Source organism: Arthrobacter sp. Rue61a (assembly GCF_000294695.2).
In the GTDB taxonomy this organism is placed as follows: Bacteria; Actinomycetota; Actinomycetes; order Actinomycetales; family Micrococcaceae; genus Arthrobacter; species Arthrobacter aurescens_A.
The window spans coordinates 2,215,316-2,239,317 of record NC_018531.1; the positions used below are offsets into that span (position 1 = coordinate 2,215,316).

The 24,002-nt window shown below is 61.9% G+C and carries 19 protein-coding genes; 14 read left to right on the forward strand and 5 right to left on the reverse strand.

The genetic code is table 11. The features are described from left to right. Nucleotides 1–29: 29 nt before the first annotated feature. From ARUE_RS10100 to ARUE_RS10150, 11 genes are all read left to right on the forward strand, one after another. On the forward strand, nucleotides 30–1,166 hold the full coding sequence (locus ARUE_RS10100) for a Gfo/Idh/MocA family protein (protein ID WP_011774579.1): 1,137 nt from the start codon (nucleotides 30–32) through the stop codon (nucleotides 1,164–1,166). Next, a complete protein-coding gene (locus ARUE_RS10105) occupies nucleotides 1,163–2,206 on the forward strand; it encodes a Gfo/Idh/MocA family protein (protein WP_014921698.1) in 1,044 nt (347 codons plus the stop codon). The genes ARUE_RS10100 and ARUE_RS10105 overlap by 4 nt, the downstream gene beginning before the upstream one ends. A 44-nt stretch (nucleotides 2,207–2,250) precedes the next feature. Next, entirely contained in the window at nucleotides 2,251–3,390 is a 1,140-nt protein-coding gene (locus tag ARUE_RS10110; RefSeq protein ID WP_014921699.1) for an ABC transporter permease, read from the forward strand. A 64-nt stretch (nucleotides 3,391–3,454) separates the two neighbouring features. Then, nucleotides 3,455–4,441: a sugar ABC transporter substrate-binding protein gene (locus ARUE_RS10115; RefSeq protein WP_011774582.1), complete on the forward strand. Its 987-nt coding sequence runs from the start codon at nucleotides 3,455–3,457 to the stop codon at nucleotides 4,439–4,441. Between the two features lie 77 nt (nucleotides 4,442–4,518). Further along, nucleotides 4,519–5,370 (forward strand): sugar phosphate isomerase/epimerase family protein, encoded by an 852-nt coding sequence (locus ARUE_RS10120; RefSeq protein ID WP_014921700.1) that lies wholly within the window; start codon nucleotides 4,519–4,521, stop codon nucleotides 5,368–5,370. Next, nucleotides 5,363–6,217 carry a sugar phosphate isomerase/epimerase family protein gene (locus ARUE_RS10125; protein WP_014921701.1) on the forward strand — a complete coding sequence of 285 codons (855 nt, stop codon included), beginning with the start codon at nucleotides 5,363–5,365 and terminating at the stop codon, nucleotides 6,215–6,217. The genes ARUE_RS10120 and ARUE_RS10125 overlap by 8 nt, the downstream gene beginning before the upstream one ends. Then, entirely contained in the window at nucleotides 6,214–7,710 is a 1,497-nt protein-coding gene (locus ARUE_RS10130) for a sugar ABC transporter ATP-binding protein (RefSeq protein ID WP_011774585.1), read from the forward strand. The genes ARUE_RS10125 and ARUE_RS10130 overlap by 4 nt, the downstream gene beginning before the upstream one ends. A 26-nt stretch (nucleotides 7,711–7,736) precedes the next feature. Further along, nucleotides 7,737–8,750, forward strand: a complete 1,014-nt coding sequence (locus tag ARUE_RS10135; RefSeq protein ID WP_014921702.1) for a sugar phosphate isomerase/epimerase family protein — start codon at nucleotides 7,737–7,739, stop codon at nucleotides 8,748–8,750. 409 nt (nucleotides 8,751–9,159) lie between these two features. Next, nucleotides 9,160–11,568, forward strand: coding sequence for a phosphoenolpyruvate synthase (ppsA, locus tag ARUE_RS10140; RefSeq protein ID WP_014921703.1), 2,409 nt, complete (start codon nucleotides 9,160–9,162; stop codon nucleotides 11,566–11,568). After that, a complete protein-coding gene (locus ARUE_RS10145; protein ID WP_014921704.1) occupies nucleotides 11,569–12,411 on the forward strand; it encodes a pyruvate, water dikinase regulatory protein in 843 nt (280 codons plus the stop codon). A 272-nt stretch (nucleotides 12,412–12,683) separates the two neighbouring features. Further along, complete coding sequence (locus ARUE_RS10150; protein WP_014921705.1) at nucleotides 12,684–13,049, forward strand: type II toxin-antitoxin system death-on-curing family toxin; 366 nt, start codon at nucleotides 12,684–12,686, stop codon at nucleotides 13,047–13,049. Between the two features lie 17 nt (nucleotides 13,050–13,066). Here the strand turns inward: ARUE_RS10150 and ARUE_RS10155 are convergent, their stop codons facing one another. Beyond that, complete coding sequence (locus ARUE_RS10155; RefSeq protein WP_014921706.1) at nucleotides 13,067–14,053, reverse strand: AraC-like ligand-binding domain-containing protein; 987 nt, start codon at nucleotides 14,051–14,053, stop codon at nucleotides 13,067–13,069. A gap of 185 nt (nucleotides 14,054–14,238) precedes the next feature. On the opposite strand from ARUE_RS10155, the gene ARUE_RS10160 reads away from it, so the two are divergent. The 3 genes from ARUE_RS10160 (at nucleotide 14,239) to ARUE_RS10170 (ending at nucleotide 18,720) form a co-directional block, all read left to right on the forward strand. Beyond that, nucleotides 14,239–15,273, forward strand: coding sequence for a carbon-nitrogen hydrolase family protein (locus ARUE_RS10160; protein WP_014921707.1), 1,035 nt, complete (start codon nucleotides 14,239–14,241; stop codon nucleotides 15,271–15,273). Next, nucleotides 15,274–16,374 carry a phenylacetaldoxime dehydratase family protein gene (locus ARUE_RS10165; RefSeq protein ID WP_014921708.1) on the forward strand — a complete coding sequence of 367 codons (1,101 nt, stop codon included), beginning with the start codon at nucleotides 15,274–15,276 and terminating at the stop codon, nucleotides 16,372–16,374. It abuts the gene before it with no gap. A gap of 90 nt (nucleotides 16,375–16,464) precedes the next feature. After that, nucleotides 16,465–18,720 carry a beta-glucosidase family protein gene (locus tag ARUE_RS10170; protein ID WP_014921709.1) on the forward strand — a complete coding sequence of 752 codons (2,256 nt, stop codon included), beginning with the start codon at nucleotides 16,465–16,467 and terminating at the stop codon, nucleotides 18,718–18,720. A 21-nt stretch (nucleotides 18,721–18,741) separates the two neighbouring features. On the opposite strand, the gene ARUE_RS10175 is transcribed toward ARUE_RS10170, so the two are convergent. The 4 genes from ARUE_RS10175 to ARUE_RS10190 all read right to left on the reverse strand — a co-directional run bounded on the left by ARUE_RS10175 (nucleotide 18,742) and on the right by ARUE_RS10190 (nucleotide 24,001). Next, the gene (locus ARUE_RS10175; protein WP_011774593.1) at nucleotides 18,742–20,205 is read right to left on the reverse strand and encodes an MGDG synthase family glycosyltransferase; all 1,464 of its coding nucleotides are present in this window, start codon (nucleotides 20,203–20,205) and stop codon (nucleotides 18,742–18,744) included. Nucleotides 20,206–20,350: 145 nt separating this feature from the next. After that, nucleotides 20,351–21,253 (reverse strand): diacylglycerol/lipid kinase family protein, encoded by a 903-nt coding sequence (locus ARUE_RS10180; protein ID WP_043470158.1) that lies wholly within the window; start codon nucleotides 21,251–21,253, stop codon nucleotides 20,351–20,353. A 364-nt stretch (nucleotides 21,254–21,617) separates the two neighbouring features. Beyond that, a complete protein-coding gene (locus tag ARUE_RS10185; protein WP_011774595.1) occupies nucleotides 21,618–22,661 on the reverse strand; it encodes a zinc-dependent alcohol dehydrogenase in 1,044 nt (347 codons plus the stop codon). A gap of 41 nt (nucleotides 22,662–22,702) precedes the next feature. Beyond that, nucleotides 22,703–24,001 (reverse strand): four-carbon acid sugar kinase family protein, encoded by a 1,299-nt coding sequence (locus ARUE_RS10190; protein ID WP_014921711.1) that lies wholly within the window; start codon nucleotides 23,999–24,001, stop codon nucleotides 22,703–22,705. Between the last annotated feature and the right edge of the window lies 1 nt (nucleotide 24,002).

The window sequence follows — 24,002 nt, forward strand, 5'->3', positions numbered from 1 at the left end:
AGTCAGGTGCTGCGTGTCACTGTTTCGGCATGGAAAACGACAGAACCACGACAGCCCCCTCCCGGTTACGGGCCGGGTTCGTCGGCGCCGGGTTCATGGCCGAGGTGCACAGCCGAGCCGCCCGTGCTGCAGGGGCGGATATCGCCGGCATTGCGTCCTCGAGCCGTACCAGCGCCGACCGCGCCAAAGACCGCCTGGGTGTGCAGCAGGCCTACGACTCCGTACAGGACCTCGTCGAAGACGACGCCATCGACGTCATCCACATCTGCACGCCAAACGGCACTCACTACGGACTGGCTGAGGCCGCGCTGAAAGCAGGCAAGCATGTGGTTTGTGAGAAGCCTTTGGCCACCAACGTCCAGGACGCAACCGAACTTGTAGAGCTGGCCGCCAAGGCCGGGACTGTTGCGACCGTTCCCTTCGTCTATCGCTTCCATCCGATGATCCGGGAAGCCCGGGAACGTATTGCATCGGGCCAAACGGGACGGATCTCCGCCATCCAGGGCTCCTACCTTCAGGATTGGCTGCTCTCCCGGGAAGACGACAACTGGCGAGTTGACGCCACTTTGGGTGGGCCCTCACGGGCGTTCGCCGATATCGGCTCCCATTTGTGCGACCTTGTCGAATTCGTAAGCGGTGAACACATAACAAAAGTCGGCGCCCTGAGCCGGACTCTTTTCTCGGGCCGGACGAACAACAAGGACATCCAGACCGAGGACCTCGTTGCCGCTGTTTTCGCCACTGAATCCGGCACCGTGGGAAATCTCTTGGTAAGCCAGGTTGCTCCTGGGCGGAAGAACCGCCTGATGATCGAGATCGCGGGTTCGGAGGGCACCCTCCAGTTCGACCAGGAAGCCCCGGAGACGTTGTGGCTAGGCAAGCGGGCGGGGTCCCAATTGCTTGTCCGTGACCCGGAGGTGCTTAGCCCGGACGCAGCACGGCTGAGTGTTCTGCCAGCTGGCCATCCGCAGGGTTATCAGGATGCCTTCAATGCGTTCGTGGCCGATACCTATGCCGCCATCGACGGTGACGTCCGCGAAGGCCTGCCCACGTTCCAGGACGGCCTCAGGTCAGCCATCCTCACCGAAAGCATCATCAAATCCAGTAAGGGCGGCGAATGGGTCGACGTCCCAAACACAAAAGAGTTAGAAGGAGTGCAGCAATGAAAATCATCCAAGTAGGCCTCGGCGCCTGGGGCGCCTCATGGCTGAACGTGATTCACCACAGCAAAAGTTGGGAGCTGGCCGGTGTTGTCGACGTCAACTCCGACGCCGCACGGGCCGCTGGTGAACAGTACGGAATCCCCGCGTACGCCACCATCGAGGACGCGCTGGACCACAAAGATACGTTCGACGCTGCCTTGGTCATCGTTCCACCCGAATACCACGCAGCCGTGGCCATCCCTGCTCTGGAAGCAGGCGTACACACACTTATTGAGAAGCCACTTGCGCACAGCCTTGAAGACGGCGTCCGGATTATCGAAGCGGCAGAGAAATCCGGGAAACAGGCCATGGTGTCACAGAACTACCGTTTCAAGCGCGCAGCCCGCACCGTTCAGCGCCTCATACGCGACGGAGTTATTGGAGACCTCGAGCATGTCTTCGTCGACTACAAGAAGAACCCGCCGTTCGAAGGCTTCAGGCTCGAAATGGATGAACCCTTGATCGTGGATGCCATGATCCATCATCTTGACCAGCTCCGCGGCATCGTTGGTGTCGAACCCACCGCAGTCCGTGCACGGTCCTGGAACACCGGCACCTCGAGGTTCAAGGGCAACGCGTCCGCGGTGGTGCAGTTCGACTGCGACAACGGGGCACGCGTCGTCTACACCGGATCATGGAGCTCATATGGCCCGCAGACCAGCTGGGACGGTGACTGGGAAATCCAAGGCAGCAAGGGCGCCATTACGTGGAAGAACAACGAGGTCACCATCAACTTCGCATCACTGTTCGACACCGTATTCCTCGCCGGCGCCGTGGAACGCTCCGGCGTCATGCACGTCGATTTGGACCCGTTGCCGGTGGAGGAACGCTTGGGAACCCTCGAAGCGTTCCGCGACGCCATCGAAACCGGGAACAAGGCTGAGACGGATGTCACCGACAACATTCAGAGCCTGCAACTCGTCATGGCCACCGCCGACTCCGCCCGCCAAGATGGCGCGCCCATCACCTTGAAGACCAACGCCGAACTCTTCGGCAGCCACTAGCACTTCCGACCCGAGGAAGTGTCGAATTGACTGGAGATACAAACATGCAGCCACAAACAGCCACCGGCTCTGCCGGTCCGGTTTCCGGGAGGGCTGGCCCCGGAAAATCCCACGACGAGTCCCGTTCACGGCTCTCCGGCGTCGGCGACTTCATCGGTGCGCAGGGCCTGCTGGTCGTCGTCTTGCTCTTCGGTGTACTGCTGACGTTCCTGAGCCCGGTATTCCTGACCACAGTCAACCTGGTAAACCTGCTCTACCAGTGCACGATCCTCGGTGTGTTCGCCATCGGCATGACCTTCGTGATCCTTACCGGCGGCATCGACGTCTCGGTAGGATCTACGGCTGCCCTGTCGTCCGTGCTGTCCATGGGCGTGATCGTCAACATGGATATGCCGCCGGCAATCGGACTCCTGACCGGCCTCGTAGTTGGCGCCGGAGTCGGAGCGGTCAACGGACTGATGGTCACGAAGCTGGGCATATCCCCGCTGATCGCGACCCTGGCAACACTCTCCGCCGGCTCGGGAATCGCCTTCGCCTACTCGGACGGCGGCAACATCACGCCTGTGCCGAAGGTGCTCACCGATATGGTCAGCGCGAAGATCGCCGGAATTCCTTTGCTCATACCGGCCGTTCTGGTGCTGGCTTTCCTGGCCCACTTGGTCCTGACCCGAACTACCTACGGACGTTCCATTTACGCCGTCGGCGGCAACAAGGAAGCAGCCCTGCTTGCAGGCATCCGCGTCGATCGAGTCACGATGAACGCTTACATTATCGCCGGCCTCTCGGCGGGAATGGCGGGTCTTCTGCTCACCGGTCGTCTGGCCTCCGGAAGCCCGCGTGCCGGCGACGGCATTGAACTCACCGTCATTGCCGCCGTGGTCATCGGCGGAACAAGCCTCTTCGGTGGCCAAGGAAACATCAAGGGCACACTGCTCGGCGTGCTGTTGATCGCGATGGTCTCCAATGCCGTAAACCTTCTCGGAATCCCGTCGTCCTATGACCGCATTGTCCAGGGCGTCGTCATCTTCGCTGCGGCCGCCCTGGACGTGTACCGCTACAAGTACGTCCAGAAGAACCTGTCAAGGAAACGCAGGATCGGACCGCCGGCGGCGACAGACCCGACGACGGCGGGCAGCCCGGTTACCGGGCCAGCCACAGCGCACACCACCGGAACTTCGGCCTAACAGCTCACCCGCATACAGCCGGCACAGCCGGCATGTCCTAGCACCCAACAGAAAGAGTAAGTCAATGAAGACCTCACCCAAACTGGCGGTCCTCGCGGCAGTCTCCGCCGCAGCCATAGCCCTCACCGGCTGCGCACCCAGCGCCGCCCAGGAAGCCAACGACGGAACGAAGACTAAGAAGATCGCCGTCCTGCTCTATAGCCAGAGTTTTGAATTCATGGTTGCCCTCGGGCAGGGTGTCAAGGATAAGGCGAAGGAACTCGGCGTGGAGGTCACAGTCCTTGATGCCAAGGGCGATTCCAGCACGCAGATCAGCCAAATCCAGGACCAACTCGCCCAGGGTGTGGACGGCATTGTCCTCAGCCCGAATAACTCCGCTGAATTGGTTCCCGGAGTCCAGATGATCCACGATGCCGGAAAGACCGTCACCACCGTGGACTCGGTCATCCCGGGTGACATCGCCGACGCTGCCGTCGCCTTCGACAACGAAAAGGCCGGCAAGCTTGGCGCTGAAGCCTTGGCCAAACTGATGGGAGAAAAGGGAACCGTCCTTGAGTACCAAGGAGCCAAGGGTGCTTACCACGCGATTCTGCGTGGCAAGGGGTTCAACGATGGCATCAAGCAGTTCCCCGGCATCAAGGTCATCGGCCGTGACGCACAGTGGACTGCAGACAACGCTCTGTCCCTGACCGTCGATAACTTCACCGCAGATTCCAGTATCAATGGCCTTTTCAGCCACAACGACGAAATGGTGCGGGGAATAGTCTCCGGCCTCTCACAGATCAACAAGGACGCTCCGGTGGGCGCCGCAAACCACATCCCGCTCGTCGGAGTAGACGGCACACCCCTTGCCCTTGACCGGATCCGCAATGGTGTCCAGGACGCCACGATGGACCAGAACCCGTTTGAGATGGGCGCACTGGCCCTTCAGGCCCAGGTTGACCTGCTTGACGGCAAGCAGGTGCCCAAGATGCAGCTGACTGACACCAAGCTCATCACCAAAGAGAACGTCGATGACCCCACTCTCTGGGGCAACATCTTCAAGGACTAGCGCAGCTCACCCCTCGGCTGCTTGGCCAGGCCTCGCCGCTTGGCCAGGCAGCAACACCAATTCCATCAAGGAGAAACATGTCCCGCTTCAAGTATTCCTACAACGCCATCGTCTACTACCAGGAAGACATCGCCAAAGGCATTGACCGCGTCGCCCGTTATGGCTACGACGCCATCGAACTGGTCGGAGAACCGGCAACGCACAACGTCGATGAGATCAACAAACTGACCAGCGACGCCGGTATCGACGTCAGTTCCATCTGCAGCATCTGGTTTGGAGAGGAACGCGACCTGATCAACCCCAGCGCCGCCAACCGGCAGAAGGCCTTGGACTACGGCAAGTCAGTAGCTGACTTCGCCGCCGCCGTCGGAGCTCCGACCATCATCGTCGGGCCGTCCCCGGTGGGCAAGACCGAAGCCCTGGCGAGCGATGAACAGGAATGGGAATGGGCTGTGGAGAACGTCCGCACACTTGGCGAATACGCGGCCAGCGTCGGCATCAACATCACCCTCGAACCGTGGAACCGCTACGAGACGCATTTCCTGAACCGGCTCGACCGCGCCGTTGAACTCCTGGACGCTACCGGTCTGAAAAATGCCGGCGTGCACGGAGACCTCTTCCACATGAACATCGAAGAAGACACCATCCACGGTGCCTTCGCCCGCGCCGGCAGCAAGGTCAACCACGTCCACCTGGCCGACTCGAACCGGGCAGCCCCCGGTGTAGGACACATCGACTTCCGTCCGACACTGCAGACGCTGAAGGACATCAACTTCGACGGCTACCTGACCTTCGAACTTCTTCCCGCCGCGTCGAATCCCTTCGCCATGATGGCCCGTGGCGGCCACCTGGAGTTCCTGGACCCCTACACCGAAAAGGCCATCAACGAAATGAAGAAGCTGGAACAGGAGCTGTGGCCCAATGAGTAAATACCAATTCGGAGTCAGCACCTTCATCCTGGTCTCCCCGTTCACAGACCAGGACGTTGATCAGTTCGACGTCGCCAAGGAGATGGGCTACGACCTGATCGAGGTCTGCATTGAAGACCCGGCCGTAGTCAGTGCGGAAGCACTGAAGAAGGCCTCGGAACGGACCGGACTGCCCGTGTCCATCTGCGGTGCATTCGGACCCGATCGCGACGTCTCACACGAAGACCCGCAGAAGCGGCGGCAGGGCATTGACTACCTGAAACTCTGCGTTGACATCGCTCAAGCCGTCGGATCCCCCCACGTGGCCGGCCCGATGTACTCCGCCACCGGCAAAGCACGGCTCCTTCCCCCCGAGGAACGTCGGCAGCAGCGCCAGTGGGCAGCCGACAGTCTGCGGGAAGTGGCCGACTACGCCTCCGCACGAGGCGTTACCCTGGCCATAGAACCGCTCAATCGCTTCGAAACGGATCTGGTCAACACCGTCGAGCAGGGACTGGAACTCTGCGAATTGATCGGCCGGGACAACGTGGGCCTGATGCTGGACACGTTCCACATGAACATCGAAGAGAAGAACATCGCTGCGGCCATCACCTCTGCCGGTGACAAGGTCTTCCATTTCCAAGTGTCAGAAAACGATCGCGGAACGCCCGGCAGCGGACACGTTCCTTGGTCCGAGACCTTTGACGCGTTGAAAACGATCGATTACCAAGGTTCCATTGTGGTCGAATCGTTCCTTCCCACGGTGGAGGAAATCGCCAAGGCTGTTTCGCTCTGGCGGCCGGTGGCACCGTCCATGGACGCGCTGGCCAGAGATGGACTCACCTTCCTGAGGAGAGAACTGCCGTGACTAAGACGCCCGGACGTGCTCCAGCAATCGTTGAAGCACGTAATCTCGTAAAACTGTTTCCGGGCGTCGTCGCCCTCTCCGGCATGAATTTCGAACTTCATGCCGGAGAGGTGCACTGCGTCTGTGGTGAGAACGGAGCCGGTAAATCGACGCTGATTAAGACGCTCAGCGGGTTTTACACTCCCGACGAAGGGGGCGTGTACGTGGACGGCGAACTCATGCCCTCCAGTACAGCGGCTTCCAAAGCCGCCGGGATTGCAACCATCTACCAGGAGCACAACCTGGTCCCGGACCTGTCCGTAGCCGAAAATGTACTGCTGGGAAACTGGGGTGGACGCAACGGCATCCTCTCTCGCCGCGAGATCCGCAAGCGGGCAAGGAAGGCACTCGACCAGGTTGCACCGCACCTCAACCTCGACACTCCTGCCATGGCGCTCTCAACGGTGGACGGCCAGATGGTGGAAATCGCGCGCGCCATAGCCCAGGACGCGAGAGTGATCATCATGGATGAGCCAACCACCGCCCTGACCGAGCAGGACGTTGAGAAGCTGTACAAGCTCGTCAACGAGCTTCGGGGCAAGGGCTTGGCGATCATGTACGTTTCGCACAAACTGGAGGAAGTCTTCACCCTGGCCGACCGGATAACCGTCATCCGCGAAGGCAAGACCGTGGCCTCATCCGTCCCCGCGGGTGAGCTAGATGCCCGATCCGTCGTGCAGTTGATGGTGGGCCGGGACGTGGACCTTTACGAGCATATTCCCCGCGAACGCGGTGAACTGGTTCTTGAGGCGCGGGGTCTAAGCCGTGCCGGAGCGTTTGAGGACGTGAATGTTCGACTGCACGCAGGGGAAATCGTTGGACTGGCAGGACTCGTCGGCGCAGGCCGGACAGAGGTCGCCCGGTGCATCTACGGGGCAGACAAACCAGACGCAGGAACCGTAGAGATCAACGGCCGGAAACTACGTCTCCATGGTGCGTCTGACGGCATCGCCGCCGGCATTGCCCTCGTCCCGGAGGAGCGAAAGCTGCAGGCCATCATCCCCATGCTGTCCATCCGCGAAAACACCACCCTGACTCTCCTGAAACAGATCAGCAAGTGGGGCGTGCTGAAGAGGGGCCACGAAAAGAAGATGGTTGGCGACTACATCAAAGAACTTGATGTCAGGACCCCCTCTGCGGAAACGCCGATACAGTCCCTGTCCGGCGGCAACCAGCAAAAGGTCATCATCGCACGCTGTCTGGCCAGCAATCCCAAGGTCCTCATCCTGGACGAGCCAACAAAGGGCATCGACATCGGCGCGAAGGCCGAGATCCACCGTCTGATCGAACAACTGGCTCGCAGAGGCGTAGCCGTACTCGTGATTTCCAGCGAACTCCCCGAGTTGCTCGAGCTCTCCGACAGAGTGATGGTTATGCGGTCCGGCCGAGTAGTGGCCGAACTGGACAAGGCACAAGCAACCAAAGAAAACGTCATCGCATATGCCGCGGCGTAAGCGATCCAACCAGAACGGATAGAATCATGCCCGATCAACAGACCCGGCCGTTCACCCTGTTCACCGGCCAGTGGGCCGACCTTCCCTTCGAGGAAGTCGCGCGTCTTGCCTCGGGCTGGGGCTACGACGGCCTGGAAATCGCCGTCTCCGGAGACCACCTGGACGCCTGGCGCTGGGACGAGCCCGGTTACGTCGAGTCCAAACTCGCCATCCTGGAGAAGTACAACCTGAAGGTCTGGGCCATCTCCAACCACCTCAAGGGCCAGGCCGTCTGCGATGACCCCATCGACTTCCGCCACGAAGCGATCGTCGGATCCCGCGTCTGGGGCGACGGCGAACCCGAAGGCGTCCGCCAACGCGCCGCCGAAGAAATGAAACACACCGCCCGCCTCGCCAAAGCGCTCGGCGTGGACACCGTGGTCGGCTTCACCGGCTCCTCCATTTGGCAATACGTCGCCATGTTCCCGCCCGTCCCCGAAAAAGTCATCGACGCCGGCTACCAGGACTTCGCCGACCGGTGGAACCCCATCCTGGACGTCTTCGACGAACAAGGGGTCCGCTTCGCCCACGAAGTCCACCCCTCCGAAATCGCCTACGACTACTGGACCACCGTCCGGACCCTCGAAGCGATCGGACACCGGGAAGCGTTCGGCCTGAACTGGGACCCGTCCCACTTCATGTGGCAAGGCATCGACCCCGTGTCCTTCATCTGGGACTTCAAGGACCGGATTTACCACGTGGACTGCAAGGACACCAAGCTCCGCCCCACCGGCCGGAACACCGTAATGGGCTCGCACCTGCCCTGGGGCGACCCCCGCCGCGGCTGGGACTTTGTCTCCGCCGGACGCGGTGACGTGCCCTGGGAATCCTCCTTCCGGGCGCTCACCGCGATCGGCTACACCGGACCCATCAGCGTGGAATGGGAAGACGCAGGCATGGACCGCCTCCACGGCGCCCCCGAAGCCCTCGCGGCGCTGAAGAAGTTCGACTTCCCCGCCTCACAGACCTCCTTCGACGCCGCTTTCAGCAGCAAGGACTAAACCGAAGACCATGACGCCTAAGACTCCCGGAGGTCCGAGGTGTCTTACATTCAGGCCAATTCGGTGATGCTCCTGGATTGGGCCTCCGCTCCTCGAAAGTTGTAGGGCGGAGGTCCAATCAGTTGACTACAGCGCCACGCTTTTGGGAGGCGGCGGGCTTGGAGGGAGTTGCTCGCCAACTCTCCGGATGATGGACACCATCGAATCATCTGTGCCGACTCCCTGCCTCTGAGCACGAGTTTCCTGAGTCACGTTCGATCCGCTGCCCACGAGCTTGATGACCTTTCGTTACTTCGTGGGTATGTTGCGCGAGTCACATCTATTTGCTTCCACTGAGCTGGTGCCTTGATCCTTGCATGACCTAGTTTTTTAGCGCTTGTCAGAGCGTGCCCAATGGAGGACACAATTTATGACTAACGTTCTTTGGTTTTCGGAGCTTGGCTTGTCCGACCTTGACCAGGTTGGCGGCAAAAATGCATCGCTTGGCGAAATGGTCCGGAATCTCGCCTCTGCCGGGGTGAAAGTTCCGGGCGGATTCGCGACGACGGCGGACGCTTACCGGCGTTTTCTGGCGGAGTCCGGGTTGGATGCCCGGATCGAAGGCATCCTGGAAGGCCTGGACAGCAGCGACGTCACTGCTTTGGCCAAAGTCGGCCAGGAAATTCGCACCTTGATTCGTGAAACACCGTTCCCGGCCGGATTCGAAGGAGACATCCGGACCGCTTATGAGCGCCTTACGCAGGAGCATGGTGGGGATGTGTCGTGGGCGGTGCGTTCCAGCGCCACGGCTGAGGACCTTCCGGATGCATCATTCGCCGGTCAGCAGGAGACGTTCCTGAACATCCGTGGCATAGACAACATTCTCCTGGCCATCAAGGATGTGTTCGCTTCCCTGTATAACGACCGGGCCATAGCCTACCGGGTGCATCACGGCTTCACGCATTCTGAAGTGGCGCTGTCGGCCGGTATTCAGCGGATGGTGCGTTCCGACGTCGGCGCCTCTGGCGTGATGTTCACCATGGACACCGAAACCGGCTTCACGGACGCTGTGTTCATTACGTCCTCGTATGGGCTGGGGGAGGCCGTGGTCCAGGGTGCTGTGAACCCGGACGAATTCTATGTTTACAAGCCGGCCCTGGCAGCCGGTCGTCCGGCCGTGCTCAAGCGCGGACTGGGGGAGAAGGCCGTTCAGATGGTCTACACGGACTCGGAGGAAGTTGGCCGGACCGTTGACTTCGTTCCTGTGGCGCAGGATTTGCGGAGCCGTTTCAGCCTGACCGATGCCGAAGTCCAGGAGCTCGCCCGGCACGCTGTAGCCATCGAGGCACACTATGGCCGTCCGATGGATATTGAGTGGGGTAAGGACGGTGTGGATGGTGAGCTGTACATTCTTCAGGCTCGTCCGGAAACCGTCGAGTCCCGTAAGGCCGCCGGGACCACGTCCCGGTACACGCTCACGGAACGTTCCACGGTGTTGGTGGAAGGCCGGGCGATCGGTCAGCGGATCGGTGCCGGGCAGGTTCGGGTGCTGACCTCGATCGATCAGATGGCCTCCTTCCAAGAGGGTGATGTCCTGGTGGCGAACATGACGGATCCGGACTGGGAACCGATCATGAAGAAGGCCGCGGCTATTGTCACCGACCGTGGCGGACGGACCTGTCACGCAGCGATCATTGCCCGGGAGCTGGGTATCCCCGCCGTCGTCGGTACCGGGTATGCGTCCCAGATCCTCAAAGACGGGGCCCCGGTCACGGTGTCCTGCGCTGAGGGGGAGGCCGGTCTGGTCTATGAGGGTTTGCTCGAGTACTCCTTGCACGAGACCAGCGTGGAGACCATGCCGGAAGCTCCGGTGAAGATCATGATGAACGTGGGTACCCCGGAACAGGCGTTCAGTTTCTCCAGGCTCCCCAACCATGGCGTGGGCCTGGCCCGCCTGGAGTTCATCATCAATCGACAGATCGGCGTCCACCCCAACGCCTTGCTGGCGGTGGCAGGCGAAATTGAGCGCCCGGCTGCCTTGGATGACTACACCGTCCGGCAAATCCAGGAAAAGACCGCCGCTTACGATGGTCCCCGCGATTACTATGTCCGCCGCCTGGCCGAAGGCATCGCCACCATCGCGGCGGCGTTTGCGCCGGATCCGGTCATCATCCGGCTCTCGGACTTCAAGTCCAACGAGTACGCCAACCTCATCGGTGGTCCGGCTTTCGAGCCGGAGGAGGAGAACCCGATGATCGGGTACCGTGGCGCGTCCCGGTACCTGTCGGCGTCCTTCCGCCAAGCGTTCGAACTCGAGTGCGAAGCCTTGAAGTACGTCCGCAACGAGATGGGCCTGAGCAACATCAAGCTGATGGTCCCGTTCGTCCGGACCTTGGACGAGGCTCGCGGTGTGATTGAACTCCTCGCCGCCAATGGGCTCCGCCGGGGCGAGGATGGGCTGGAGATCGTGATGATGTGCGAACTGCCGGCCAACGCACTCCTGGCCGATGAGTTCCTGGAGTACTTCGATGGTTTCTCCATTGGCTCCAACGACCTCACCCAGCTCACTCTGGGACTGGATCGTGACTCCGCCCTGGTTGCTGAGGGCTTCGATGAGCGGAATCCGGCAGTGACCAAATTGCTGGAATTGGCGATCACCGCATGTCGCGCCAAGGGCCGCTATGTGGGAATCTGCGGCCAAGGCCCCAGCGACCACCCGGACTTTGCCGAGTGGCTGCTCGGACAGGGCATCAGTTCGATTTCGCTGAACCCCGATGCCGTAACCGAGACCTGGCTGCGCCTGGCCCGCACCACACGTACCACCAGCACCACCGCCTAAATGGCAGACCACACCACCGCGGGGGCGGGCTCCGTGCCCGCCCCCACGGTGTTCTTCCTTTCCGACAGCACCGGAATCACGGCTGAAACACTCGGCAACACGCTGCTGACCCAGTTTCCCGGCCAGCGGCTGGAACGGCGCACCATCCCGTTCATCACCACCAGCGAGCAAGCGCGTGAGGTGGTGGCACTGATCGACCGGGTCGCGGACAGCGGTTCCCTGCCGATCATCTTTTCCACGGCTGTGGGGCAGGACATCCGTGCCATCCTTTCCCGGAGCCGCGGGCAGTTCTTCGACTTGTTCGGCACGCACATCGGACAACTCGAACAGACCCTTGGCGCGCAGGCCAACGGCAAGCCCGGCCAGGCCCACGGCGTGGGTGACGCCGTCCGCTACCAATCCCGCATGGCCGCCGTCGAATACGCGATAGAGCACGACGACGGTCAGTCGCTTCGGGCGCTCGAACGCGCCGAGCTGATACTCATCGCGCCGTCGCGGTGCGGGAAAACTCCCACCACCATGTACCTGGCCCTGCAACACGGCATCCTCGCCGCGAACTTCCCCCTGGTGGAGGAAGACTTCGACACCATGACTCTCCCGAAACCCTTGCTGCCCTTCGCGAGCAAATGTTTCGGGCTGACCTCCCAGCCCGTTCGCCTCAGCCAGATCCGGCAGGAACGCCGCCCGGGCAGCAACTACGCCTCACTGAATCAGTGCGCCTTCGAGCTGCGCAATGCCGAGGACATGTACCGGGCCAACAACATCCCTTACGTCAACTCCGCGTCCATGTCCGTGGAAGAAATATCCGCCACCGTCCTCCAACGCATGCAGCTGCACCACTGATGACGCTTGGTGGCCAACGTTCGTCCCCTACCATGTAACCGGGCAGGCATGACCCACATGCGATTGCAGACTCGATGTTTTCATGCTCGACATGCTCGACATGTGCGCCGTTATCGGCGTTACTTGCGTTTATCTTTTGTGAATATCGAATGGAACTCTGAATCTGGGCAGCTCAAGGTCGAAAGCAATGATGAATGGTTTGCCGTCGGCTTTGCCTGCCTCCATGAGGACGTTCATGCGAAGCGCCTGTTCCTGCGAAGTGGCTTGGTCGAGTGGAGGGATTCCGGGCAGCAGGGTCCGTACTTCGCGTCGACCGGTACGGGTTACACATCCGCGACGTCGGCCTGCTCGCCTCGGCATTGGCCAGGCCAGCGACGACAGTCATGGGCGCTGAGGCCTATCCGGAATTGGCGATGAAGGCGGCCGCGTTGCTGGAGTCGGTGGCCCGCTTCCATCCGGTCATTGACGGTAAAAGGCGCAGCGCATGGACGCTCATGGTTCTGTTGTTGTGGATCAACGGTTACCGTCATGACTTCACGACTGACGAGGGCTTCGGCCTCGTGGTCGGAGTCGCCGAAGGCATTGTTGAACTGCGGGACTCCGCCGCGCTGCTTTCCCAGCATCTGGTTTCGCGCTAGCCCAGGCTGCAGTCCGGTCAGGGCCATTGATCGGGGTCCCGCCGCCGGTCTGCCCAGGCGTCGTCGGCTAGCGGCCGCAGCAATTGCGAGGGCGCGTGTCCGTACCGCTGGCGGAAGGCCCGGCTGAAGTGCGAGGGGTCCGAGAATCCCCACGTAAGGAACAAGTCCGTCAGTGTGCCCTCATATCTTCCGGTCAATAAGGTCTCCCGGATCCTCTTTAGACGTTGCTGCCAGACCCAGCCCATCACTGTCTCACCGTCCGCTGCGAAGGCGCGGTGGATGCTGCTCGGAGATAGGTGAAGGTCGCTTGCGATGGATTTGATACTGAGGGACTCGTCGCCCAGGTTTTCGAGGATATGGGTTTGCACGAGCTTGCGCCGGGAGATTCGGTGCGCGTCCGGGACGCCCCGGGTGAGGCCGCCCAAGCCAGCAACAATCAGATGCTCAACGCCCTGGGAGACCGATAAGGCAACATCGGGAGACAGAACGTCAATATCGTTCGCTAGGAACTGCACTGTATTTACCAGAAGACGTCCAGCCCCCGGATCCGCGTTTACTGCCAGCGCGGTGAGTCTGGCGGCTTCGGGCAAGTATCGCTCCAAAGCGGTTCTCGGAAGGCGGATCACGAGTTGCTCAAAGTGGTCGGTCAGCAGCAGTGAATACGGTCGGGTGGTGTCATAGAGCGCGAATCCGCCGTCGTGGAGGGCTGCCGAGCGGCCATCCTGGGTTACCAAGCATGAGCCTTCGGTTTGCATGCCCACGAGATAGTAGTCGTCGGAGGAAGCGTCAATGGCGGCTGGTGTGCGGTGGACGGATTGCGCGGAGGCACGAACGCGGGCCAGATCAATCGACGCCAGCGTCTGGACAGCTATTTCACCGTCTATGGACTCGCGGCCGTCACCCGCCTTGCAGTCGAGGACAACAAAAGTATCAGAGACGGCCTCCGTCCAGAACGAAACACTGTTCCGGGGAGACACCGCCGCTGTGCTCACAACCTTGGCCATGCCCCATCTTACCGTCGCCCTGCGCCCACTCTGCGGTCAATTTCAGAAGGGAAGCGGGGGTGCATTCAACGTGACACTCGCAGTCAACGTTCCTGCGATTCTCGATCAAGAATCCCTCGGAATTGAGACTTACCGTTGAAATGCATTCAGTTTATGACTCGCATCACATGCTTTAGGAGATCCCAATGACCCACCCCCAGTTCAAGGCAGCCGTAGTTCAGGCAGCACCGGTATTCCTCAATTTGGACAAGACCATCGATAAAACGATCGCCTTGATCGAGGACGCGGCCCGTAACGGCGCGGAGATCATTGCGTTCCCCGAGACCTGGCTCCCGGGTTACCCATGGTACGCCTGGCTCGACGCCCCTGCCCTGTGGCTACCGCCATACACCCAACGCTACTTCGATAATTCCCTCGAGTACGGCACTCCCCAGGCTGAGCGGATCTCAAAGGCAGCCAAGGAAAACAACATCATGGTCAGCATGGGCCTGAGCGAACGCCACGGCGGCAGCCTCTACATCGCTCAATGGTTCATCGACAGTGAAGGGCAGACCATCTCCCAGCGCCGCAAGCTCAAGCCTACCTTTGTGGAGCGCACCATCTTCGGCGAAGGCGACGGAAGCGACCTTGCCGTCTGGGACACCAAGCTGGGCCGCGTCGGGGGGCTCTGCTGCTGGGAGCACCTGCAGCCACTGTCCAAGTACGCCATGTACGCCCAAAACGAGCAGGTCCACGTCGCCGCATGGCCAAGCTTTTCCCTTTATGAAGGTGGCGCTTACGCCCTCGGCCCTGAGGTCAACAGTTCCGCCTCGCGGATCTATGCCGTGGAAGGCCAATGCTTCGTCCTGGCTCCTTGCGCCACCGTATCCCAGGAGATGGTCGACGAAATGTGCACCACCGACATGCAGAAGGCACTCCTGAAAACCGGCGGCGGACATGCCCGCATCTTCGGACCCGACGGCCAGCAACTCCACGAATCCCTCCCGGAAAACCAGGAAGGCCTCATCTACGCTGAGATAGATCTGGGTCTCATCTCAGCGTCGAAGACTATTTCCGACCCCGCAGGCCACTACGCCCGCCCCGATGTCACCCAGCTGGTCCTCAACAAGGTTCCTCGGCGGGCCGTCATCGACGCCGCCCCGCCAGCGGATTCCGCCCCCGGTCCTGAACAGTTCCGCCACGTAGAGGAGCCAGCCCTTCCAGACATGGCGGAACTCTAGATGGCTCCTGACCCAAGCCGGCAAGACCCGGCTATTGAGTCTTCGATCCCGAGACACTTCACTGTCAAACGGACGCGCCCGAAGCGGGCAGGTGCTGGCTATACGCCGCCCTATCCGTCCTACTCCGTGCGATTCGCGGAAGGCGTCAGCAATCTTGTTTGCGCCTTCCTCGGCGTCCAAAGCAGGGCGCCGCTCTCTCACGAGGCGAAAGTAGCTTCCGCTGGAATGTGGGAGCTGTGTGCCAACGAAGACGCACCGATGTCCCGCGAGCATGCAGTCCACACGGACGAACAAGGCTTCGATAACCAGGTCATCATTGCCTATTGGGACGATGTCGAAGCCTATGGTCGCTGGTTCAAGAAGCACCGTGACGCACTGATCGGTGCTGGCCTGGAGCCCTCCGACTACGGCCGCTGGATCGAAGCAGTCACGCCGGAAGCACGCAGGTTTGAGACCCTGTATTCTTCCAATACCTTCCCGGAAGGCGCCGCGCGAATGGCCACAGGAGGATTCACTGGGGAAATCCAGGAGCACGGGTACTGGGGCAGCATGCGAGACCGCCTGCCGATTGCGCAAACCGACGCCCTCGAGCCTGTGGGCGATCCAGTCGTCCCCCGGAACCCGGGGATCGTCCGGGTTGAACCGCACGACAACCTGGCGGTCATCCGTTCCGGCCAAGACTGGAGCCTTTGCGACGACGCAGAACGTGCGTCCTATTTCAGCGATGTGGAACCCCAGCTGAAAGCAGGCATGGACTTCCTGACGACGGAAGGTGCATCGATCGGTTGCTACGCGAACAGGTACATGACGAGCAGCGATGGAAACGGCAATGTCCTTGAACAGAGCTTCGGTCTGAGCTTCTGGCATAGCCTGGAGGATATGGAGAGGTGGGCGGAATCGCATCCCACCCACGTCGCCATCTTTAGGTCCGCCATGACATTCCTGCAGGCAAACGCGGGCGCTAGGCTTCGCCTCAGCCATGAGGTTGCAGTGGTCTCACGCGACCAGCAGTACTACGAGTACAACAATTGCCACGCTGGAACAGGCATGCTCGGCGCCAGGAGGCCGCTGGGAACAGCCACTCTTGGCACTCGGACCTAATCTGCAAGGCGGGCGGCCAGTTCAATCTGTCCGCCCGCCGGCAATCCCGGCATGCGTGGGTGCATGCGCACAGGGTGCAGACTTTAGTACATGAACATGACCGCTGGACGTCGGGCAGCGCTAACGCGGGAGCAGGCTTCGTCAGAGACGATGACTATGGAAAGCAGTGCGTATGGCGAGGCAGTCCGGGCAGTCCGGACGGGTGAAATCAGCGCGGATGAAGCGGCGAACCAGCTGATAGACCGGATGACGGAGGGGGAGGTTCTCGGCCTGCTCGACGGCGACTCGTCCAGGTGGGTGCTCCCGTTCATTCCCGCTCTGCTCGACAGACGACCGTTCGTGGCCGGGGCGGTCTCACGGCTCGGCATACCAGGCATTCGGTTCAGCGACGGTGGCCGTGGTGTAGTGATAGGCGCCTCCACGGCTTTCCCCGTGACGATTGCCCGGGCAGCGACCTGGGATCCATCGCTGGAGGAACGTGTCGGGATCGCTATCGGTTTGGAGACCAGGGCGAGGGGAGCGAACTACTCTGCCTCCGTCTGCGTGAACCTCCTTCGCCACCCCGCGTGGGGCCGGGCCCAGGAATGCTACGGAGAAGATCCGGTGCTCACCGGCCGGATGGGATCGGCCCTTACAGGAGGCGTACGTTTGCACGTCATGGCGTGCGTGAAGCACTTCGCGCTCAACTCGATGGAGAACGAGCGATTCGAGGTGGACGTGGCGGTGGACGAACACGCCCTGCATGAGGTGTACTTGCCGCACTTCAAGGCTGTAGTGGACGCTGGCGCCGATTCCGTCATGAGTTCGTACAACCGCGTGCGAGGCGAGTATATGGACGTCAACCGCGCCCTGCTCACCGACGTGTTGAGGCGGGAGTGGGGTTTCTCCGGGTTCGTGACGAGCGACTGGGTGTTCGGCACCCACGACGCAGTGGCCAGCCTGGAGGCGGGGATGGACGTGGAGATGCCACTGCGGCTGCTACGCGCCCGCGAGCTGCCCGCCGCGCTGCGGAACGGTGTCCTGGCCCGGGCCACAGTTCTGCAATCCGCGCGCCGGGTTCTGCGCACGTGCGTCGAGCATGCCGCGAACCGGGAACTGGCGGCCCCTACTCGCGCCGTTATTGCGTCCCCGGCGCACCGGGCGCTCGCCCACCAAGTCGCTGCGGAGTCGATCGTAATGCTGAAGAACGAAACCGTCGGCGCGGCACCGCTGCTGCCTTTGGCTCCCACCATCCAGCATCTCGCGGTGATCGGACGACTCGCCGCACAAGGGAACCTCGGCGATCATGGTTCCTCACGCGTCCGTCCTCCCTCCACTGTCTCGCCGCTGCAGGGCTTGCGTGAGGCGCTTCCCGGTGTCCTGATATCGACCACCACCGGCCGAGACGAGCGCCGCGCGGCGGCGATGGCCGCCGCGGCGGAGATGGCGATCGTCGTCGTCGGGCTGGACCAGCACGATGAAGGCGAATCTGTTGTCACTGGAGGTGTAGACGTGGGCGTGATCGGCCGAACCTTTGGCTCAGGCCCTCTCCGACAGGTTCTCATTGGACTCGCACACCTGGCCTCGCGCTTCGTCCGGGGCGGCGACCGCAGCTCGCTTAACCTGCGTCCCTCTGACGAGCGGCTTATCCAGGCGGTCGTCGCCGCGAACCCCAGGACCGTCGTCGTGCTTGTTAGCGGCAGTGCGATCCTCACCGAGGCGTGGCGTGATCGCGTGCCAGCGCTCCTCCTTGCCTGGTACGGCGGTATGGAGGGCGGCCGTGCGCTCGCGAGTGTGCTGACCGGCAGTGAGGAGCCCGGCGGACGGCTGCCCTTTGTGCTGCCAACGGATGCCGCGCATCTGCCATTCTTCGACTCCGCTGCCAAGTCCGTGGTCTATGACGCTCAATGGGGTCAGCGCAGGCTCGACGGCGAGGGGCACCGGCCCGCCTACCCGTTTGGATTCGGCCTGGGCTATACAACCCTCGAGCACCGACTCATTGACCACACCTTGGACAGCTCAGGCGGCAACGCGAACGTGCACGTAACGAACAAAGGCCATCGCAAAGGCTCAACCGTCGTTCAGGTCTATGCGGCAGATGTGTCCCTCCGCAGACCTGTGGCCCAACTCCTTGGCTTCCGGAAGGTGACCCTACAGCCTGGCGCGGAGACCACCGTGCGTGTCGTTTTGGATGCGGGCCCCACCCTGCAGCGTGATTCGACCACACGGCGCTGGTCTCCCCGATCGGGAGTGTGGGCCCTGCAAGCGAGCCAACACAGCCCGGACAGCTGGGAGAACGCCGTCCGCTTGCGTCGCACGGAGGGTCTGATTGACCAGGAAGGTACTTCAGACGTCAAGCCGGCCTGATGTAGTCAGGGGTTCCGCCGATTATCCAGGAAGATCGCGAAACGGGGCCAACGGCCCTTCGACACGGACCGCCAAATGGTCATCGCCCCGAAGCATGGCGCGGAGCAGCCGACGTTCCTCCCAGTGGAGAATCAGAGACGCTCGGCCTGGGCGCAGGACCATGTCTTCGTCCGGCGTCGTGTACCGCTTCTGCAGATCCGCCAGCTCTTCCTCTTGCAGCAGTGCAACCGTGCTGCCCGAAGCCTGGTCGACTAATCGGACCAATGAGGAGGGGCCGGTGAGATCGGTCGCGACGAAGCGCTGCTCGCTGGCGGCAAGAATGGTCCTCTGCGCCGCCCGCGTCACGACCAGCGGACGGGACGGTCCGCCCAGGAGGGCACCTAGTACGTCGGCCGCAGCATCAGGGCGACCTGTTCTCTGCGCCGCCGCCTGCATCTTTTGCAAACGGCCGGGCTCACGCAGCACCTGATCGATCTTCCAGCCGATCGTTGCCGCTGCGTTGCACCGGACGGCCGCGCCTTGCTCCATGAGGTAGTCGCCGTTGCGTACCTCCTGACCAGGGATCGGGTTCACAAGTACCATCGGCAGCCCCGCAGCCATGCACTCCGACGCCGAGAGCCCACCCGGCTTGCCCACGAACAAATCTGCCCGCTGCAACAGCTGCGGCATTTCTGTCGTGAAGCCGAGCACGCTGTAGCGGTCGCGGGCGGTCGCCACCAGCTTTTCGATGCGTTGCCGCAACGCAATATTGTTTCCGCACACGACTGTCGCCGTGAACGCCGAGCGCATGTGCATCGTTTGCCGCACCACCGAGACAGCGTAGTCGCCGCCGGTCGCACCTGCTGAGATGATCAGCATCGGCGGCTTTTTGGCATCGCGTACGGGCGCTGGACTGGGCTGTTTGGTGATCGGGATTCCCGTGGCAACAACACGGTCGGGAGGAAGACCCAGGGCCATCAGCTCCACCTTTCCCTCCTCCCTGGCCACAAAGATCTTGTGGAACGCCCCGGAAAGGGACAAGCCTTGGAAGTCGTAGTCGGTGGTCACGACAGCTGTCTTGGCGTCGATCACGCCGCGAAGGAGCAGTGAGGCCATCAGCTGGGCCGGGAGGAAATGCGTGCACACAATCGCGGTGGGCCGGAACTGCTTGATGGCACTGATAACCGGGCTGGCATTCAAGCGCGTCCAGGGGTCAATCGGGCCGCGACGCCGGAACGGCGGGTTGCTGATGTCGTAACCCCACTCGACCAACCAGGGCAAGTCCTCCACGAGGACGAAGTAGCCCTTACTCAGCAGCGCTCGGTAGAGCACACTGCTTACCTTCAGCACATCAAGCACCTGCACCTCGGCGATGTCATCGCGTGCGGCACATGCTTGTTGTACCGCGGTCGCTGCGCTGTTATGCCCGGATCCCACGCCTGCAGACAGGATCAAAACGCGCTGTCCGTTGGCGGTGGCTTTGGTTCGTGCCGACGTTGTGCGCATGAGGAGAGGCTAGCAGGGTGCATTCTCCTGAAGACGAGGGCGAGACACGGCAGGAGAGTGCGGCTCCGTGCGGAGACGGGACCTGCAAACGCTGTGCTCATGGGTGGGCGGGAGCCGTGGCATCTTGATGGTGCCGCTTATGGTGTCAGATGATGGTGAGCGCGTGTTTGGCGCTTTCCACCAAAACGTGGGTGTTTGCCGGAACGTGAACTACTTCCCCATCAATCTGGCAGGGAATGGCGTTCCGCGTTGTGAAGGAATAACTGTTGACGCTGGGCTGCGGTCCGAGGCCAAGTGTCACCGCGCGCAGCGTCATTAAGGCCATTCGCCAGCGCCCGGAGTGTGGCAATGTCACAATCTCGAATTGACCGTCGTTGGGGTTGTTCTTATCGCTTACTGTTCCGTATTTTGCCATGTGGGAGATGTTTGCCAGGACAAGACTGTCGAACTGTGCTGCTGCTCCGTCTGCCCGCTCAAGCTCAAACGGCTCCAGACTGGACAGTGTTCTGGTCACGGAGAGAAGTTCAAGGACTTTTCCTTTACCTCCCTTCTCAATTCCGATCGCCATCAAGGGGGTCAGCCCGAAACCTATATAGGAGTGGGCGTAATGGACTTGATCCGCTTTTTCTCCACTCAACGTGATTCGGAGCAGATCCATCGGACGGACCGAACCATTACGGATAGCTTCCGTCAGCTGCCGTACCGGCATGCTCCTGAAGTGGTCGTTGGCGTTGCCTGCGGGTAGAACGGTGCACACTGCCCGAGTAGATGAAATGTCCATGACACCGTTGACGACTTCGTTGTATCCGCCGTCGCCACTGACGGAAATGATGAGTGGAGATCCGTTCGCCGCCGCTGAGCGTGCAAGATCCCGGGCGTGCCCCGCGAAAGCGGTCGGCTGTGTCTCGACTTTCATTTCGGGCAGCGCGGCGAGCAATTCCTGCTCGAGGGCGTCTATCCGCGTGGCCATTCCGGGTCGGGCCGGATTGAAAATCAGGACCACCCGATCAAAGTGTGCTGCAAGAGCGTCAGGTGCCACCCACCGCATGTTTCCCAAAAGTCCTTTGCAACTACTGACCGTTACTCGGTTTGAATCCTTCCAGCCTAGTGTTGGCACCTGGAATTCACATATGGTTCTTGGGCATAGGCAAAAAGGGAGTGTGGAAAATGTCCACACTCCCCGCCACGGACTACCTCTCACACCAATCTGGCTGGCCCGGATTGAGCACGTTTCCGCCCCTTTCCACTGTTTTGAGGCCTGGCATTACGGTCGGGTCCCACCTCGGGCACCACAAACCCGCTCGTCAGAAGGGGTTCGTGCTTTAGCGTGTGCTGCGTCAGATGAAGACCTGCTCCGACATGAAGGGTCAGCTACTAATGGCCGGAGACCGTTTGCCTCCCAGAAGGTCTTATCAGCCGAGGTTCGGGATGAGCAGGACTTTGCAGGCGTCTCCGGTGAGGAGCTCTACGGCTTCGTCAATTTGGCTGAGTTTCATGCGGTGGGTGATGAGCCAGTCAAGTTCCAGTTTTCCGGAGTCCAGTAGCAGCAGGCTTTGTTCCCAGGTTTCCCAGAGCCGGCGGCCGAAGATGCCGCGCAATGTGATGCCCTTTTTGTTGATGTACGCCGCGATATCGACTTCCGCGGGGCGGCTGGGGTGTCCGACGGTGATGACGGTGGCTTCCCGGCGGACGGCTTCGAAGAGGGTTGCCAGTGTGCCTGGTGCTCCGGAGCATTCGAAGGCGACGTCGAAACCGCCGCGGCGGCCGGTTAGTTCGCGGCAGCGTTCAACGATGCCGTCGTTGGGGTGCAGCGCGGTTGCGCCGAGTTTTTCGGCTTGGGCGCGGCGGTAGGGGTTGGGGTCGACGGCGATGACGTGGGAGGCGCCCATGAGTAGAGCCAAGTTCACCACGACGAGACCCACCGGGCCTGCCCCGCTGACGAGCACCGCCCGGCCTGCCACGGAGTAGTTGGCCCGCTGGATGGCGTGGACTGCGACGCCGGCTGCTTCGAGAAGGGCGCCGGATTCCAAGGACAAGCCGGTGGGGAGTTTGACGCAGATGTCCTGCGGCACGGCGGCGTATTCGGCGAAGACGCCGTCGATGTGCATGCCCAGGATGCCGGTCCGTTCGCAGGTGTGGGCGTCTCCGGTGCGGCACGGGAAGCACTGGCCACAGGTCAGGTGGCTTTCGAGGGCAACTTGGTCGCCGACTTTAAGACCGGTGACGCCGGGGCCGATTTCGACGACGGTGCCCGCGCCTTCGTGGCCGAGGACCACCGGAAGGTTGAGGTTGAAGGCTTGGGCTGAGGGGGTCCATTCGTAGAGTTCGCGATCGGTGCCGCAGAGGGAGGCAGCGCCGACTTCGATGACGACCGATCCCTCGGTTGCCTTGGGGTCGCCGGCGTCGGTGACGTATGAGACGCCTCGTTCGGCTGCGTTTTTGACTACTGCCCGCATGTGGGCCGCCTTTCGTTGGTTCTGGTGATGAGTTGGGGGTGTTAGCTGGGGAGTTCGCCGGCGAATCGGCGCAGGATGTCAGCGGGGCCTACCTGACCGCCTTTGAGCAGGAGTCTGCACCCGCCGACTGTGGAGCCATCGTCGGCTTCCAAGATGGGACCCGCTGTGACGAACTGGTCGGAGACGCGGAGCTGGCGCACGCCCATGGCGATGAGTGCGTGGCTGGAGGTGTCGCCGCCGCAAACGGCGATGTCGCGGGTGAGGCCGGCTGCGGCCATGCGGGCCGCGATGCCGCCGATCAGTGCTCCAACGTAGCCGGCATCAGCCGGTGAGGCGGCTCCATATCGGGGATCCCCGGGACCGCGAGTGGTGTGGACGACGACGTTGCGGCCCTTCTGAAGGGCGTCAGCGACCCGCCGGTCCAGTGAGGCCAGGGCTCCAGCGTCGTGTCCCTGTAGCAGCTCGGCGGGTACTGGCGCGTCCTCCCATCCGTGGGAGACGGCGTCGTTGATCTGTTCTGCTGTGGTGCTGGAGGCAGAGGCGCTGATGGCCAGCACGGGTCCTGAAGGCTGCTGCGGGCCGGGAGTGCGCGGATTCTGGTCAGAAACAGACCGGGCAAGGGCTGCCATGATTCCACCTGAGCCCACAACAAGGGTGGGCCCATGGCCATGCCCCTCCCGGGTGAGCGCTTCAGCGACGGTATCCATATGCTGTTCGTTTACGGCATCGACCACGAAGGCCTGCGCATCGGGGTCCCGGCGCCGGTCTGCCCAGGCGTCCTTGAAAGTCCCGTCGTCATAGGCGGGCAGATGAATGGCTTCGGGTTCCGGAGAGCTGGCCAACTGTTCGGCGAGGACGTGGCGCAGGTCGGCCTCGGCCATGGGGGTGGAGGGGTGCCGGGACATGATGGGGTGGCGGTCCAGCCGGTAGGTCTTGCCTGCGTAGCTCGCGTAGTGGTTGCTGAAGGCTGTGAAGCGGCCGAACCCGGGCTGGGCCGGCACTACGGGGATTGGGCCGTGGAGGGGGAACTGCTGATGCAGCAACTGGATCCCGCGGCCGATGCTGCCAACGGTGGGGGAGCTGTCGAAGGTGGAGCAGACCTTGTAGAGCAGCACTTCCAGGTTTAGTTGCGCAATGCCGGCAAGGTCACGGGCAACCAAGGTGTCGAAAGCTTCCCCAGCCAGGGACCGGGCGGGTCCGGCGATTCCGACGACGTCAGCATCGGTGGGCAGCGGTGAGTCTCCAATGACGAGGACAGCTTCCAGTCCGTATCGATGGGACTGGGCCAGGACATCGGCGGCTCCCGTGAGGTCGTCCGCGACGAAACCAAAAGCGGGCATG